Origin of the sequence: Stenotrophomonas maltophilia (genome assembly GCF_047497515.2) — a bacterium.
Classification (GTDB): Bacteria; Pseudomonadota; Gammaproteobacteria; order Xanthomonadales; family Xanthomonadaceae; genus Stenotrophomonas.
Genome location: NZ_JAXAXL020000013.1, coordinates 76,453 through 93,123, shown reverse-complemented (window position 1 = coordinate 93,123; position 16,671 = coordinate 76,453). Strand labels below are relative to the sequence as shown.

6 protein-coding genes, 1 tRNA gene and 1 other RNA gene are annotated in these 16,671 nt (G+C 66.8%); 4 read left to right on the top strand and 4 right to left on the bottom strand.

Annotated elements, in window-relative coordinates; translation table 11 throughout:
- Window positions 1-120 precede the first annotated feature (120 nt).
- Together ACMZPQ_RS16805 and dnaX are read right to left on the bottom strand one after the other, a co-directional pair.
- Window positions 121-441 carry a YbaB/EbfC family nucleoid-associated protein gene (locus ACMZPQ_RS16805; RefSeq protein WP_004154630.1) on the bottom strand — a complete coding sequence of 107 codons (321 nt, stop codon included), beginning with the start codon at window positions 439-441 and terminating at the stop codon, window positions 121-123.
- A gap of 6 nt (window positions 442-447) precedes the next feature.
- Window positions 448-2,466 carry a DNA polymerase III subunit gamma/tau gene (gene dnaX / locus ACMZPQ_RS16800; protein ID WP_197580332.1) on the bottom strand — a complete coding sequence of 673 codons (2,019 nt, stop codon included), beginning with the start codon at window positions 2,464-2,466 and terminating at the stop codon, window positions 448-450.
- Between the two features lie 143 nt (window positions 2,467-2,609).
- On the opposite strand from dnaX, the gene ACMZPQ_RS16795 reads away from it, so the two are divergent.
- From ACMZPQ_RS16795 to ACMZPQ_RS16785, 3 genes are all read left to right on the top strand, one after another.
- Window positions 2,610-2,702, top strand: a tRNA-Ser gene (locus ACMZPQ_RS16795).
- A 191-nt stretch (window positions 2,703-2,893) separates the two neighbouring features.
- On the top strand, window positions 2,894-4,015 hold the full coding sequence (locus ACMZPQ_RS16790; protein WP_414486069.1) for a DUF3667 domain-containing protein: 1,122 nt from the start codon (window positions 2,894-2,896) through the stop codon (window positions 4,013-4,015).
- A gap of 76 nt (window positions 4,016-4,091) precedes the next feature.
- A complete protein-coding gene (locus tag ACMZPQ_RS16785; protein WP_197580334.1) occupies window positions 4,092-4,535 on the top strand; it encodes a GNAT family N-acetyltransferase in 444 nt (147 codons plus the stop codon).
- 57 nt (window positions 4,536-4,592) lie between these two features.
- Here the strand turns inward: ACMZPQ_RS16785 and ACMZPQ_RS16780 are convergent, their stop codons facing one another.
- Together ACMZPQ_RS16780 and ACMZPQ_RS16775 are read right to left on the bottom strand one after the other, a co-directional pair.
- Window positions 4,593-15,506 (bottom strand): autotransporter-associated beta strand repeat-containing protein, encoded by a 10,914-nt coding sequence (locus tag ACMZPQ_RS16780; protein WP_197580335.1) that lies wholly within the window; start codon window positions 15,504-15,506, stop codon window positions 4,593-4,595.
- A 367-nt stretch (window positions 15,507-15,873) separates the two neighbouring features.
- Complete coding sequence (locus tag ACMZPQ_RS16775; protein WP_008265478.1) at window positions 15,874-16,191, bottom strand: DMT family transporter; 318 nt, start codon at window positions 16,189-16,191, stop codon at window positions 15,874-15,876.
- A 300-nt stretch (window positions 16,192-16,491) separates the two neighbouring features.
- Between ACMZPQ_RS16775 and ffs the strand changes: the two genes are divergently transcribed.
- An RNA gene (ffs, locus tag ACMZPQ_RS16770) (signal recognition particle sRNA small type) lies at window positions 16,492-16,588 on the top strand.
- Window positions 16,589-16,671 lie beyond the last annotated feature (83 nt).

Sequence of the window (16,671 nt, the reverse complement as noted above, 5' to 3'; positions counted from 1 at the left end):
GCGACAGGCTTTGATGGCGTCGAGCAAGCTCGACGGCTATGGGTAGAGTCGAGCGTGCTCGACTGAAGCGCGCGGCAGAGTCGAGCACGCTCGACTCTACGGCAGGCGCCCCGGCGCAGATCAGAACGGCAGCTTCATGCCCGGCGGCAGCTGCATGCCGGCGGTGGCCGAACCCATCTTCGACTTCGACTCGGCGTCGATCTTGTTCGAGGCGTCGTTGAAGGCGGCGGCAATCAGGTCTTCCAGCATTTCCGGATCGCTGGCCAGCGACGGGTCGATGCGCACCTTGCGGCACTCCTTGGCGCCGGTCAGGGTGACGCTGACCATGCCGCCACCGGCACTGCCGGTCACTTCGATCTTGGCGATTTCTTCCTGGGCCTTCTGCAGGTTCTCCTGCATCTTCTGGGCCTGCTGCATCAGTTGGGCGATGTTTCCGCGCATGGTGTCTTACTCGTCAAAAGAACGGATGGAATCGGAAACAACCCGGGCACCGTGCTGTTGGATCAGCACCTGCACTTCCGGGTCGTCCATGAAAACGGCCTCTGCCTCCTGCTGCCGCTCGCCACGCTGGCGGTCGGCACGCTGGTGCAGGGTCTCGGCCGGAACGTGTTCGGTTTCCACGGTCTCGACCACGATCTTCGGCGCCTGGCCGAGGGCCTTTGCCAGCATCTCGCCCAGGGCGCTCAGCGCACGCTCCGAACGCAGGTATTCAAATCCGGGCGAAAGGCCCAGTTTCAAGGTCCCCTGCTGGCAACTGATGAACGCCGCGTTGGCGGCCAGCTGCCGCGACGGACCGCTCAGGCCGCTGTTGGCAACCAGGTCCAGCCAGTCCTCGGCGGTGGCCAGCTCACTGATGCCGTCCTGCGGCGCCGGCTCGGCCGGGGCAATGGCAATACCCTCGGCACGGAACGGACGCTCCAGCTCGGCAGGTGCAGCGGCCGGGACAGCCGGCTCATGCCAGGGCGCGACCATCGCGGCCTCCGGGCCGACCATCTCGGCCGCCAGTGCCTCGTTGCGGGCCTCGGCTTCATCAGTGGCCCACGGCGGCAGATCGTCGCCCGCCGCTGAATCAGCCGGCGACGTCGGCGCTTCCACTTCGGCCTTCACCGGGGGCGGCTGCACGGGCTCTTCCACCGGCACCGGCTCGGGTTCCGGCGTCGGGTCCGGCTCCGGTTGCGGGGCCGGCTCAGGTTCGGGATCGGGTTCGCGTGGTGCGGCCTGCATTGGAGCGGCAACCGGCGCCGCCATGCTTGGGCCCGCCGAAGCGGCGGCCGCGGCCGGAGTGGACGGTTGGCTACCGGTGCCGGCGCCACCACTGGCTGCATTGCCACCCACGGCACCGTCCACCGACTTCGGCACCGGCGGTACCGCGGCGGCCGGACGGAACGCCAGCATGCGCAGCACCGCCATTTCAAATCCGGCGCGCGGGCTCGGCGCCAGCGGCAGGTCACGACGGCCATTGAGGGCCATCTGGTACCAGAGCTGCACCACTTCCGGGCGCAGGCGCTCGGCGAATGCAGTAGTGTCCAGGCCCTCCGCCAGGACAGCCCCCGGCACCAGCTGCTGCACCTGGATGCGGTGCAGGCCTTCGGCCAGCGCTTCCAGCACACCACTCCAGTCCGGCGAGAATTCGGCCAACGCCGCCACCACCTGCAACAGGCGCGGGCCATCGCCCTCGGCCAGCGCATCCAGCATCGCCGCCACCTGGGTGCGATCGACGGTGCCCAGCATGGTGCGCACCACGTCCTCACGCAGCGCGCCGCCGGCATAGGCGATCGCCTGGTCCAGCAGCGACAGGCCGTCGCGCAGGCTGCCGTCGGCGGCCTTGGCCAGCTGCACGATGGCACTGTCGTCGGCTTCGATGTCTTCCGCCGCCAGGATGCGGGTCATCTGGCCCTGGATCTGGTCTTCGTCCAGGCGCTTGAGGTTGAACTGCAGGCAGCGGCTGAGCACGGTGACCGGCAGCTTCTGCGGGTCGGTGGTGGCCAGCAGGAACTTCACGTGTTCCGGCGGCTCTTCCAGGGTCTTCAGCAGCGCGTTGAACGCCGCCTTGGACAGCATGTGCACTTCGTCGATCAGGTAGACCTTGTACTTGCCACGCGAGGGCATGTACTGCGCGTTCTCGATCACCTCGCGCACATCATCCACGCCGGTGTTGGACGCGGCGTCGATTTCCAGAAGGTCGATGTAACGCCCCGCATCGATATCCAGGCACGCCGCGCACTGGCCACACGGATCGGCGCTGGTGCCCTGCTCGCAGTTCAGCGACTTGGCGAAGATGCGCGCGATGGTGGTCTTGCCCACGCCGCGGGTACCGGTGAACAGGAACGCGTGGTGGACCCGGCCGCTGTCGAGCGCGTTGCTGAGCGCGCGGACCACGTGTTCCTGGCCCACCAGCTCGGCAAAACGCTTCGGACGCCACTTGCGGGCAAGGACGAGATAGGACATCAGGCCACCGTTTTCCATCGGATGTTCCATTGTGCCATGCCTGTCCAGCCCCCTCGCCCTCAACGCACATGGATGCGCCGCAGATCAGGGTGCTTGTGTCCTGCCGCGCCGCCCGCTAGAATCTGCGCCCCTGCTGAGGCGTTTGCCGATGGCAGGGATCCGGAGAGGTGTCCGAGTGGTTGAAGGAGCACGCCTGGAAAGTGTGTAAGCGTCTAAACCGCGCTTCGGGGGTTCGAATCCCCCTCTCTCCGCCAGATAAATAAAAAAGGCTGCCCTCCGGGTGGCCTTTTTTATTTATCTGGCGCTCCCTCAATCAGTAGATCCACGCCATGCGTGGATGCGCTTGGTCGCCTTCCACACTCCCGCGGCCCCTCAAACAAAACTGAACAAAACCTGAAAATTCGCTATCGTAGGCGCCTTCAATCCGACGCGTGGCCCATCGCCCATGAGTTCGACCGACAACGCGCATGCCGCCTGCGAGAACTGCGACACCTCCCTGCACGGCCAATACTGCCACCGCTGCGGGCAATCGGCACACAACCCGCTCAAGCATGTCGGCCACGCCATCGAGGAAGTCTTCGAATCGTTCTGGCACCTGGACGGACGCATCTTCCGCACGCTGCGCGATCTGTGGGTCCCGGGCCGCATCGCGCTGAACTATCTCAAGGGTCGCCGGGTGGGCTATGTGCAGCCACTGCGGTTGTTCGTGATCCTTACGCTGTTCACCTTCTTCGTCGGCAAGCTGTTCGTGCACGTCGACGATTTCGGTGTGGGCGGTGGGCGCGACTCGGTATACGCCAAGGCCACCACCATTGAACAGGTCGAAGCCGCACGGGCGGAACAGGTAGCGATCATCGAGCGGCAGCAGGCCAGCGCTCCCGCCAGCGGCAACGCCGGCTTCGCCATGGCGCGCGCTGCGGTGAATGCCGCCGCCGCGCAGCGCAAGGCAGAGCTCGATGGCACCGGCGCCGCGGCCCCCGCTGAAACCACCGCGGCCGGATACGGCACCTTCTTCAACTACAGCATCAACGGCAAGCCCTGGGATGCGGACAGCAATCCCATCGTGCTCAAGGGCTGGCCACAGTTCGCCAATCGATGGCTCAACAAGCGCCTGCAGAACGGCAACGTCAACATCCAGCGCATGGGCGGCAAGACCGACCTCTACATGCAGGCGATCCTCACCGCGCTGCCGGGTGCCCTGTTCTTCCTGATGCCGGTGTTCGCACTGGTGCTGCGCATTGCCTACATCCCTCGGTCGATGGGCTATCTGGAACACCTGGTGGTCGCGCTGTACAGCCACTGCTGGCTGATGATGGTGTTGCTGGCAACCTTCCTCATCGCCGGGCTGGGCAGCGCCTTCGCCTCGCCCACGTTCGCCGCCGCCAGCCAGTGGCTGTACGCGCTGCTGTGGCTGGCGGTTCCGGTTTACCTGCTGTGGATGCAGCAACGCGTCTACGGCGGCAACAAGGCACTGACCGTGCTGCGCTATCTGCTCATCGCTGGCGTCTACCTGTTCCTGGTCAGCTTCGGGGTGATGTACGCGGTGCTGGCGGGCATTTCGGCGTAAGCGGGAACACGCAGGGCATGCCGGCAGTGAATCCACGCGTGGCGTGGATCTACCGCCGATCGTCTATCGTGAGCGCATGACACGCCGCCTCTACCGGCATACGGATGCCAGCGCCTGCCTGTCGATCTTCGACAGCAACGTCCCCACCTACTTCGCTGCCGAAGAGCGCAGCGATTTCGAACGCTTCCTGCTCGTGCAGGCGGTGGACTGCGCCTTTCAGGTCATCGAGCGTGATGGCAACATCGTGGCCTGTGGCGGGCTCTCGCGCCGCGACGACGGCAGCGCCGGTTTCTGCTGGGGCATGGTCGAACGCGCGCTGCACCGGCGCGGCATCGGCCGTGAACTGGCGCTGGCGCGCCTGCACCAGGCCGAAGCGGATCCGTCCATCACCCGCATCACGCTCAGCACCAGCCAGCACACTCAAGGGTTCTACGCCGGCCTCGGTTTCCAGGTGACACGGGTGGTACCCGATGGCCACGCCGCCGGCATCGATGCCGTGGAGATGGAGCGGAGGGTGTAGCCCTCCGCCCCGACCCGGATCCACGGCGCGCGTGGATCCCTTGCTGCCCTACTCCCCTCAGAAGCCCACGCGCAGGTTGATCTGCCCGCCGACATCGCGGCGACCATCGCCGTGCTGGCCCTGCACGAACATCGACAGCTGGCTGTTGCGGCCCAGGCCGACCGCCACGCCAACCTGGCTGACCAGCGCGTTGCGTGCCATCACCGCGCTGTAGACATCGAAGGCATTGCCACCCACCGCGAAGCGGTTGCGGCTGGCCACATCGGTATCACCCGAAGCGTGCTGCCAACCCAGGCCGACCGTCAGCTGCGCCGGGAAGCGCTCACCGCTGCCCACATCCCAGCGGCCACGCACGCCCACGGTGCTGACATTGAGCGTGTCCTTGCCGCCTTCCAGCACCAGCGCAGCGGTACCGCCCTGCTCCTCCGCACGATCGCTGTCGACCCAGTGCTTGGTGAACTGCACGTAGGGCTGCAGCTGGGTGCGGCCGTGGGTCCAGGTCCAGCTGCCTTCCACCTGGGCGATGGTCACGTCCGAGTCCTGGCGGCTGTACAGGGTCTGGCCCAGCAGCGGCACTTCACGTGTCGTACGCGTGCGGTAATCACCGCGCGACACGCTGCCACCGACCGCAAAGCCGTTGTTCCACTCGCCCTGCGCATACAGGCCGAAGGTGTTGCCACGCAGGCGGGCGCGCGAGCTGCGATCGTACAGGCGCGTATCCAGGCGTTCATTGCCGGCCGCCGCGCCCAGCACCACGTGCTCGCCCAGCTGCCAGTCGACACCGGCCATCAGCGCATTGCGGTTGGCGCGGATCTCATCACCATTGCCATCGCCATCCTGCTTGAACACCTTGCCACTGCCGGCCAGCCAGGCCGAGGCGCGCTCGCCACGCACGGTCGGCAGTTCACTGCCCAGGCGCTGGCGGATGCCCTCTTCCAGGTAGTTGTCGTACAGCAGCACCGCACGGCTGGCCGCGTGCACTTCACCGGACAACTGATCGAAGGCGCTGCGCGCGGTGGCCGCGTCATAGATCAGCACCGTGTTGTACAGCCCCAGCGCCGGCCCGCTCTGCGGCAGGCTGTCCAGCGCGGCCGCGGTGTTGTACTGGTTGCGGCTGTTGGCCACCGAAGTGAACGCCGCGGTCTGCGCCACGTCGATCTTCAGGTTGGCGGTGTTGGCGGTGTAGACCGGGGTGATGGTCAGGAACGCCGACGGCGAGGTTGCCGCGGCGAACTGCCCGCTGACCCCACCGGCCGCATTGACCACGGTGTACTGCTGGCCCTGCTGGTAGCTGGTGCTGGGCGAAATGGTGTTCACCTGCACGGTGCTGCCGCCCACCGTTGCGCTGCCACCGACCTGCACGGTATCGCTGCCGGTGGCCCCCAGATCAATGCCCAGCGTGCTGCCCGGCGACAGGGTCAGGTTGCCCCCCACGGTGATCGTACCGGTGCCGTTGCCAGCGCCACTGCCGTTGCCCGGCCCATTGCCCGGCGACAGCACGCCGCCGCTGGATACGGTCACGCCACCGCCGGTGCCACCGATGGTGCCGGTACCGGACAGCGTGGTGCCGCTGCCGATGGTCCACTGGCCGCCGATGTTGCCGGTGACATTCAGGCCGCCACCGGTGACCTGGCCGGTGCCGCTGAAGCCACCACTGTTGCCGCCCAGGTTCAGGCCACCCGGGCCAGCCTGCACGATGCTGCCACCGCCGCTGATGGTGCCGCCCAGCGTGGTGGTGCCACTGGTGTTGATGATCAGGCCACCGTTGTTGGTGATGTTGCCGGTGATCGAGCCACTGGCGCCGCCGTTGCCAACCTGTACGGTGCCGCCGGCATTGATGGTGGTGCCGCCGGTGTAGGTGTTGTTGCCGGTGAGGGTGACCGTGCCCGTGCCGGCCTGGGTCAGGCCGCCACTGCCGCTGATGGTGCCGCCAACGGTGGTGTTTCCACCGACGTTGAACACCAGGCTGCCGTTGTTGCTGACGTTGCCGGTGATGGCACCGCTGGCGCCGCCATTGCCGACCTGCAGCGTGCCACCGGTGTTGATGGTGGTGCCGCCGGTATAGGTGTTGTTGCCACCCAGGATCAGCGTGCCGCTGCCGGCCTGGGTCAGGCCACCAGTACCGCTGATGGTGCCGCCGACGGTGGTGTTGCCACCGACGTTGAACACCAGGCTGCCGTTGTTGCTGACGTTGCCGCCAATCGCACCGGTCGCGCCACCGTTGCCGACCTGCAGGGTGCCACCGGCGTTGATCGTGGTACCGCCGGTGTAGGTGTTGTTGCCGGTCAGGGTCAGCGTGCCACTGCCGGCCTGGGTCAGGCCGCCGCTGCCGCTGATGGTGCCGCCCAGCGTGGTGTTGCCGGCTACGTTGGACACCAGCGCACCGTTGTTGGTGATGTCGCCGACGATCGAACCGGTCGCGCCACCATTGCCCAGCTGCAGCGTGCCACCGGCGTTGATGGTGGTGCCGCCGCTGTAGGTGTTGGTGCCGGTCAGCAGCAGCGTGCCACTGCCGGCCTGGGTCAGCGCGCCCGTGCCGCTGATGGTGCCGCCCAGCTGCGTGTTGCCGGCCACGTTGGAGATCAGCGCGCCATTGTTGGTGATGTCACCAGCAATCGAGCCGGTCGCGCCGCCATTGCCGACCTGCAGCGTGCCACCGCTGTTGATGGTGGTGCCGCCGGTGTAGGTGTTGTTGCCGACCAGGGTCAGCACGCCGGCACCGGCCTGGGTCAGCGCGCCGGTGCCACTGATGGCACCACCGACCGTGGTGTTGCCGGCCACGTCGAACACCAGGCTGCCGTTGTTGGCGACGTTGCCGGTGATCGCACCGGTCGCACCGCCGTTGCCCACCTGCAGCGTGCCACCGGCATTGATGCTGGTACCGCCGGTGTAGGTGTTGTTGCCGGTCAGGGTCAGCGTACCGGCGCCGGCCTGGGTCAGGCCGCCGCTGCCGCTGATGGTGCCACCCAGCGTGGTGTTGCCGGCTACGTTGGAGACCAGCGCGCCGTTGTTGGTGATGTCACCGACGATCGCACCGGTCGCGCCGCCGTTGCCCACCTGCAGCGTGCCACCGGCATTGATGGTAGTGCCGCCGGTGTAGGTGTTGTTGCCGGTCAGCACCAGCGTGCCGCTGCCGGCTTGGGTCAGGCCACCGCTGCCGCTGACCACGCCCGCCACCGTTGCAGTGGTGCCCAGGTTGTAGACCAGGCTGCCGTTGTTGGTGATGTCACCCAGCACCGAACCGGTGCTGCCGCCGTTGCCGATCTGCAGCGTGCTGCCACCGTTGATGGTGGTACCCCCGGTGTAGGTGTTGTCGCCGCTCAGGGTCAGCGTGCCGGCACCGCTCTGTACCAGGCCACCGGTGCCGTCGAGGATGCCGGCGAATGTGGTGCTGGCGTTGTTGCCGCCGGTGGTCAGCGTCGCACCGCCCAGGGCCACCGTGCTGCCGGCCACACCGGCCAGGCCGCCGATGCTCTGGTTGCCACCGGCGCTGATGTCGAGCGTGCCGGTGCCGGCCAGGTTCACCGTGCTGGCGCCGGACAGGCTGCCACCCGCGCCCACCGCCAGCGTGCCGCTGTTGATGGTGGTGGTGCCGGTGTAGCTGCTGGCACCGGTCAGGGTCAGGGTGGCCGCGCCATCCTTGGTCAGGCCGCCCGCACCAGAAACCGCGCCGGCCAGGGTGAGGTCGTTGCTGCCCAGCACGTCCAGCGTCGCACCGGCGCCCAGCGCGACGCTGTTGGCCAGGGCGACGTTTGAATTGGCATCCAGCGAGCCGTTGCCCGCCACGGTCAACGCCCCCGTACCCAGCGCGTCATTGTTGCCGACCACCAGCCCACCGGCATTGAGGGTGACGCCACCGCTGAAGGTGTTCGCACCCCCCAGCGTCTGCACGCCTGCGCCGTTCTTGCTCAAGGCGCCCGTACCACCGATGGCACCATTGAACGCGGTGTTGCCGATGCCGCCGAGGGTCAACGTGTTGCCGCCCAGCGCCACATTCGAGCCCGTCACGCCCGCCAGCGAGCCGATGCTCTGGTTGCCGCCTGCGGAGATATCGAACGCGGTGCCGGCATTGGCCAGGGTGACCGCACCGGTCGCCGCCAGGCTGCCGCCGGCGCCGATCGCCAGCGTGCCGGCGTTGATGGTGGTACCACCGGTGAAGGTATTGGTACCGGTCAGGGTCTGGGTGCCGCTGCCTTCCTTGATCAGACCGCCGGTGCCCGCCACCGAGCCGGAGAAGGTGCCGTTGGTGGCGTCGCCGATGGTCAGCGTGTTCGCGCCCAGGTTCACCGTGCCGTTGCCGATCAGCGTGCCGAACTGCTGCGTACCGGCACCGGCAGACAGATCGAAGGTCGCGCCGCTAGCCAGGTTGACGATGCCATTGGCATGCAGGCTCGCCCCCGCACCCAGCGCCAGCGTACCGGCGTTGATGAACGTGCCGCCGGTGTAGGTGTTGGTGCCATTCAAGGTCAGCGTGGCCAGGCCATCCTTGGTAAGCGAACCAACGCCGCTGAGGTTGCCGTTGAGGATCAGGTCATTGCTGCCCAGCACGGTCAGGCCGGCGTTGAGAACGAAGTTGTTGCCCAGCGTGACCGCGCTGTTGGAATCGAGCGTGGCATTGCCGCCCACGGTCACCGTGCCGGTGCCGAGCGCGGCATTGTTTCCGACCACCAGGCCACCGGCGTTGAGCGTGACGCCACCACTGAAGGTATTGGCACCGGTCAGCGTCTGCACGCCGGCACCGTTCTTGATCAGGCCACCGCTGCCGCTGATCACGCCGTTGTAGGTGCTGTCGGCCACACCGCCGAGCGTCAACCCGTTGCCACCCAGCGCCACGGTGCTGCCGGCCACGCCAGCCAGCGAACCGATGGTCTGGTTGCCGCCGCCGGAGATATCCAGCGTGCCGGCACCGGCAAGATTCACCGCCCCCGTGGACGCCAGGCTGCCACCGGCACCGATCGCCAGCGTGCCATTGTTGATGGTCGTCCCGCCGGTGTAGGTGTTGGCGCCGGTGAGGGTCACCGTGGCCGCGCCGTCCTTCACCAGCCCGCCGCCGCCGCTGATCACGCCACCCAGGGTCAGCGCATTGCTGCCCAGCAGGGTCAGGTTGCTGCCGGCGGTAAGACCGATGGCATTGGCCAGGGTCACCGCCAGGCTGCTGTCCAGCGTCGCGTCGGCGCCAACACCCAGTGCCCCTGTTCCCAACGCGTTGTTGTTGCCGACCACCAGGCCGCCTCCGTTCAAGGTCAGGCCACCACTGAACAGGTTGTCACCGCCGAGGGTCAGGATGCCCGCGCCATTCTTGACCAGCGCGCCCGTGCCGGAAATCGCGCCGTTGAAGGTGCTGCTGCTGGCGCCGCCGAGGATCAGCGCGTTGGCGCCGAGGCTCACCGTCGAGCCGGTCACACCGGACAACGAACCGATGGTCTGGTTGGCACCGGACCCCGAGATGTCGAAGCCGGCACCGGCGCTCGCCGCGTTCACCGCACCGATCGGGGAGAGGCTGCCGCCGGGACCGATCGCCAGCGTGCCGGCGTTGATGGTGGTGCCACCGGTGTAGGTGTTGGTGCCGGTCAGTGTTTCGGTACCGGCGCCGACCTTGGTCAGGCCACCGGTACCGGCGATCGAACCACTGAAGGTGCCATTGGCAGCACTGCCCACTTCGATGTTGTTGGCCCCCAGGTTGACCGTACCGTTGCCGACCAGCGTGCCGAACACCTGCGTGCCGTTGCCCGCCGACAGGTCCAGCGTGGCGCCGGTGGCGAGATTGACGGTACCGCTTGCGGCCAGGCTGGCACCAGCGCCGAGCGCCAGCGTACCGGCGTTGACATTGGTGCCACCGGTGTAGGTGTTGATGCCATTCAAGGTCAGCGTTGCGCCACCGTTCTTGGTCAGGCTGCCGGTACCGGACAGCACGCCGTTGAGGGTGAGCGCGTTGGTGCCCAGCACGGTCAGCCCGGCATTGAGCACAACGTTGTTGGCCAGCGTCGCCAGCGCGGTGGTATCCAGCGTGGCCGCGCCACCGACGGTAAGTGCGCCGGTACCCAGCGCCGCGTCATTGCCCAGCACCAGGCCGCCCGCATTGAGCGTCACGCCGCCGCCGAACGTATTGGCACCGGACAGGGTCTGCACCCCGGCGCCGACCTTCACCAGCCCACCGCCACCGCTGATCACGCCATCGAAGGCGCCATTGGCCGCGGTGCCGAAGGTCAACGAGTTGCCACCGAGCGTCACCGTGGTTCCGGTCACGCCGTTGAGCGCACCGATGGTCTGGCTGCTGCCCGCGCCGGAGATATCGAAGCCCGCACCGGCATTGCCGAGAGTGACGTCGCCGGCGGCGGCAAGGCTGCCGCCCGCACCCAACGCCAACGTACCGGCATTGATGGTGGTACCACCACTGTAGGTGTTGGCGCCGCCCAGCGTCAGCGTGGCAGCGCCATTCTTGATCAGGCTGCCATTACCGGACACGATGCCGCCCAGGGTCAGCGCGTTGCTGCCCGGCACGGTCAGTGCCACGCCCGAGCCCAGGGTCACCGCGTTGCCGAGCGTCACCGCAGCGCCGGCATCCAGCGAGGCACTGTTGTTCACCGCCAATGCGCCGGTACCCAGCGCGCCGTTGGCGCCCACCACCAGATTGCCGCCGTTCAAGGTCAGGCCGCCACCAAAGGTGTTGCTGTTGTTGAGCGCCAGCAGGCCAGTGCCGTTCTTGACCAGGCTGCCGTTGCCGCTCAACACGCCGCCGAGGGTGACATCATTGCTGCCGCCCAGCGTCAGCTGCGTGCCGGCACCGAAGTTCACCGCGTTGGCAAGGTTCAGTGCCACCGTATTGTCGAGGCTGACATTGCCGCCGACGCCGAGCGCGCCGGTACCCAGTGCGCCGGCGTTGCCCAGCAGCAGGCCACCGCCATTGAGCGCCAGGCCACCGCTGAAGGTGTTGGCGCCGGACAACGTCTGGATGCCGGTGCCGGTCTTGACCAACCCGCCCGTGCCACTGATCACGCCATCAAACGTGGCGTTGGCGTTGGTGCCGAAGGTCAGCGAATTGCTGCCAAGCGAGAGCGCGGTTCCGGCCACGCCGTTCAGGGCTGCAATGGTCTGGTTGCCACTGGCACCGGAAATATCAAACCCTGCGCCGGCATTGCCGAGCGTGACATCACCGCCCGCCGCAAGGCTGCCGCCAGCGCCCAATGCCAGCGTGCCGTTGTTGATGGTGGTGCCACCGGCATAGAGATTGGCACCGCCAAGGGTCAGGCGTGCCGCACCGTCCTTGATCAGCCCACCCGCACCGGTCACCGGCGCGCTCAGGGTCAGGTCGTTGCTGCCCAGCAGGGTCAGGTTGGCGCCGGCGGCCAGGCTAATGCCGTTGGCCACATTCAGTGCGGCACTGGTGTCCAGCGAGGCGTTGCCGGCCACGTTCAACGCGCCGGTACCCAGCGCGCCCGCGTTGCCCAGCTGCAGCACACCGGCGTTGAGGCCGACGCCGCCGCTGAAGGTATTGGCGCCATTCAATGCCAGCGTCGACGTTCCGTTCTTGACCAGCGCGCCCGTACCGGCGATGACGCCGCCCAGCGTCACGTTCTGGCTACCGAGCAGATTCAGTGCAGTGCCTGCGCCCAGGTTCACCGCGTTGCCCAGGTTGAGCGCCACGCTGCTGTCCAGCGTCGCGCTTGCGCCCACATTCAACGCACCCGTGCCGAGTGCACCGGCGTTGCCCAGCAGCAGGCCGCCGCCGTTGAGCGCGAGGCCACCGCTGAAGGTGTTGGCACCGTTGAGTGCCAGCGTGCTGGCTCCATTCTTGGTCAGGCTGCCCGTACCCGAGACCACGCCACCGAGCGTGATTGCCTGCGTACCCGGCAGCGCCAGCGCGGCGCCCGCGCCCAGCGCGATGTTGTTGCCCAACGTGAGCGCCGTCGCTCCATCCAGCGTGGCTGAACCATTGACGTTCAGTGCACCACTGCCCAGCGAGCCGCTGTTGCCCAGCAGCAGGCCACCGGCGTTGAGCGCAAGGCCACCACTGAACGTGTTGTTGCCGTTCAAGGTCAGCAGCGATGCGCCGTTCTTGACCAGGCTGCCGGTACCGGCGATCACGCCGCCCAGCGTTACGTTCTGCCCGCCCAACAGGTTCAGCGAACCGCTCAGGTTCACGGCGTTGCCCAGGTTCAGCGCGGCGGTGCCATCGAGCGAGCCGTTGCCACTGACCGTCAGCGCACCGGTGCCGAGGGCACCGTTGTTGCCCAGCAACAGCCCACCCGCGGCCAGATTCACGCCTCCGCTGAAGACGTTGGCGCCGGACAGGGTCTGCGTGCCGGTACCCTGCTTGACCAGGCCACCGGTGCCGGTGACCACGCTCGCCAGGGTCTGGTTGGTCGCATCACCGAAGGTGAGCGTATTGCCCCCGAGCGCCACGGTACTGCCGAGCACACCGCTGAGCGCACCCACGGTCTGGTTGCCAGCGGCGGAGATGTCGAACGTGGTGCCAAGCGCACCGAGATTGACCGCGCCGCCCGCCGCAAGGCTGCCACCGGCACCGATCGCCAGGGTGCCAGCATTGATGGCGGTGCCACCGGTGTAGGTGCTGGCACCGGTCAGGGTGAGTGTTGATGCGCCGTTTTTCACCAGGCTGCCGCTGCCGGCAATGACCCCGCCCAACGTCAGTGCATTGCTGCCCGGAATGCCGAGCAAGGCCCCTACGCCAAGATTGATGTTGTTGCCCACACTCAACGCGGCGCTGGCATCGAGGGTCACGGCCCCGCCGACGTTCAAGGCCCCTGTTCCCAGGGCACTGCCATTGCCCAGCAGCAGGCTGCCAGCGTTGAGCGACGTGCCACCGCTGAACGTGTTTGCGCCGTTCAGGGTGAGCTGGGCAGCGCCGTTCTTGACCAGGCTGCCGGCACCGGCAATCACTCCATTGAAGACCAGCGGCTGGCCTCCCAGCAGATTCAGGCTGGCGCCACTGCCAAGATTGACCGCATTGGCCAGCGACAACCCGGTGGTACCGTCGAGGGTGACGGCACCTCCCACAGTGAGCGCGCCGCTGCCCAGCGCAGCCGCATTGCCCAGCAACAGGCCACCGGCATTGAGCGCGACACCGCCACTGAGGTTGTTGACGCCCGAGAGGGTCTGCACGCCAGTGCCAAGCTTGACCAGGCCACCCGTGCCTGCGGCGAACGTGCCGCTGTAGCTGGTATTGCCCAGCCCGCCGAGCGTGAGCGTGCGGCTGCCAAGGTTGACCGAACCACCGAGCCCGGCCAGCGAACCGATGGTCTGGTTGCCCGCTGCGGACAGGTCAAGGCTGGTGCCGACGCCGACCGTGATCGCGCCGGTGGGCGACAGGCTGCCGCCCGCGCCCAGTGCCAACGCGCCTCCGGCCAGGTTGAAATTGCCGGTCAGCGAATTGGCACCGTTCAGGGTCAGGGTGCCGGCACCGTTCTTGGTCAGATTGCCGGCACCGGAGATCGAGCCGTTCAATGACAACGCATTGCTGCCCAGCAGGTTCAGCGCGCCGCCGCCATTGATCACCAGGTTGTTGGCCAGGTTGAAGCCGGCCGTCGTATCCAGCGAGGCGCTGCCACCGACAGTCAGGTTGCCGCTGCCGAGCGCCCCGGCATTGCCCAGCACCAGGCCGCCGGCATTGAGGTTGACGCCACCGCTGAACAGGTTCGCGCCGCCCAGGGTGACGATGCCGGTGTTGTTGACCGTCAGCCCGCCGGTACCGGACAGCACGCCGCCCAACCCGAATGCATTGGTTCCCGACAGGGACAGAGTGCCACCGAGGCTGAAGGGGTTGGCCAGGTTCAGGCCGGCGGTGGATGCGGCAATCGCACCCCCGTTGGCAGTGAACAGGCCGCTGCCGAAAGACGTCGCCGTGCTGAAGTTGACCAGGCCATCATTGAGCGTGGTCGTACCAGCGCCCGCCCACGCCCCCTGCAGGTTCCAGGTACCGCTGTTGACGGTGAGCCTCTGGAAGTTGATGTACTGGTTCCAGCCCAGCGAGGTCACCGCCCCGCCGGTACCGCTGCCGGTTCCGGTCGCGCTGTTCTGCAGCACGAGGGTGTTGTTGGACGCCGAACCGCCGTCGACGATGCCGGCCGCGGCCAGATTCACCGCAAGCGCGCCGACCTGCCCGGCCACGCCGATGCCTGCGGTGTTGACGCTGGAACCCGACACGGCGGTGAAGGTGTTGCCGCTGACCGAACTGCCCAGGTTCACGCTGCCGTTGATGGTGCCCGCATTGAGGAAGGTGTTGCCGGCTCCTGCCGTGGCCGACCCCTGGAACCCAATGCGACCGGTGATGGTGCCGGTGTTGTTGAGGTTGGTCTGCGCGCCACCGTAGCTGACGATCGACGCCGCATCGGCCGTGGTCAACAGGCCTGCGCCAAAGATCGACATGTCCACAGTGCCGGCGTTGACGATGTTGCTGACACCGCCGGAAGCGTTCTGCACCACCAGCGCTTGTCCACCGAAACCAAGGATGGAACCGATATTGACCAGGCCCTTGATCGCCCCGCCCGCCTGGTTGTTGACGTTGATGGTGTTTCCACCGGCGGTGTTGTTGCCCAGCACCATGCCTGACGCCGCCAGGCTCAGGCCACCATTGATGGTGGGGTCGACCGTGCCCTGGTTGTTCACGGTAATGCCGTTACCGCTCAGGTTCACTGCACTGCCCCCAACGATCGGCGGCACGCTCAGCACAGCACCAGTCTGGATATCCAGCGTCACGCCATTGATGCTGTTGGCCAGCGAGTTGGTATTGGAGCCGGTCGCACAGGTCACCGTGGTGCCTGAGGTATTGCACGCCGCGAATGCCGAACCGCTGGCCAATGTGGCCGCCAATGCGACCGCCAGCTGATGTGCCCGCAATCGCGGTGGCCGCTTCGCGGTAATCGCACTTCCGCCAGGATTCTGGGCGACCTCCGAAGCAACCTGCATTACCCCGAGGGCGCGATTGAAAACCAGACGGTAAATGCGGTTCATCGGTAAATCTCCATGAAAAGACCGGACGGCACGGCAGGCAGGTTTTTTTGAAGACGATGCCGCCCGTCCCTGCTCCTTCACGGGAACAAGGCTTACGGCATTTACTCGTGAAAATCTTCACATCTTCACGCGAACGCGCAGGAAGAGCGGCGCGCCGGCGTATCCATCAGCGCGAAAACTCCCCGGTTTCGCTTGACGAATGGCGGCACTGTGCGACGGATGCCGACAGTGCCGCGTGAATCACCCACATAATTTTTATGACGTACGTCAAATAAAATGGGTTAATAAATCTATTTTGCCGAATATGCGCATTGCATATTCACAGCAAACCGGCCGGGGCCTGGATAAATCGCGCCCCGATAAACCTTCACGTGCTGGAGAGTTTCATTAAAACCAGGCCAGAAACGATAAGCACCGCTGCGCCGATCCGCATCGGGCTGACCTGCTCGCCGAGAAACACGATGCCGACCACGAACGCGCCGACCGCGCCGATGCCGGTCCAGATCGTGTAGGCGGTACCCAGCGGCAGGCTGCGCATGGCCACGGCCAGCAGCCAGAAGCTGGCGATCATGCCGACGATGGTGACCACGGTGGGGGTGAGCCGGGTGAAGCCTTCGGACTGCTTCATGGACACGGCCCAGACGATTTCCAGCAGGCCGGCGAACAACAGATAGATCCAGGCCATGACGGCCCTCCTCTTGGTAGGGCCAGGCCGTCCTGGTCATTGATTCCCGATGTGGGGGAGGCCGTTCCTCCAGGCCCGCATTCTAGCAACGGGGGCTGGCCCCGGCCGCCGTGGCCGGGAGCGGGTTACAGCCGATTCAGCGCGTGAAGCTGGCGTCGATGCACCTGCGTGCGCTAGAATGCGCGTCTGCCATCGGACAGCCGATGTGCAGTCCGGCTGTGGTCTCTGGCGCATCGCGCGCTGCTTCCCCTGATCCGTGAACTGGCCGCCCACCGGGCGGCCAACGTCTCTATGGTGGCCCCGTCGGCCCCTCGCGACGCTAGGTCGAAAATCCCGCCAGGGCCGGAAGGCAGCAACGGTATCGATCGACGCGGGCGCCGAGGTCAGCCGGCGGGGCCATCGCCTTTTCTGCACTGGGGTCAGATCTCTTTGCATGGGAAAGGGATCTGACCCCGGCTTCACATGCTTCGCCCGGCATGG

Excerpts from the sequence above, each read along its gene's own strand:
- ACMZPQ_RS16805 (WP_004154630.1), bottom strand. The coding sequence starts at position 441 with ATGCGCGGAAACATCGCCCAACTGATGCAGCAGGCCCAGAAGATGCAG.
- dnaX (WP_197580332.1), bottom strand. The coding sequence starts at position 2,466 with ATGGAAAACGGTGGCCTGATGTCCTATCTCGTCCTTGCCCGCAAGTGG.
- ACMZPQ_RS16790 (WP_414486069.1), top strand. The coding sequence starts at position 2,894 with ATGAGTTCGACCGACAACGCGCATGCCGCCTGCGAGAACTGCGACACC.
- ACMZPQ_RS16785 (WP_197580334.1), top strand. The coding sequence starts at position 4,092 with ATGACACGCCGCCTCTACCGGCATACGGATGCCAGCGCCTGCCTGTCG.
- ACMZPQ_RS16780 (WP_197580335.1), bottom strand. The coding sequence starts at position 15,506 with ATGAACCGCATTTACCGTCTGGTTTTCAATCGCGCCCTCGGGGTAATG.
- ACMZPQ_RS16775 (WP_008265478.1), bottom strand. The coding sequence starts at position 16,191 with ATGGCCTGGATCTATCTGTTGTTCGCCGGCCTGCTGGAAATCGTCTGG.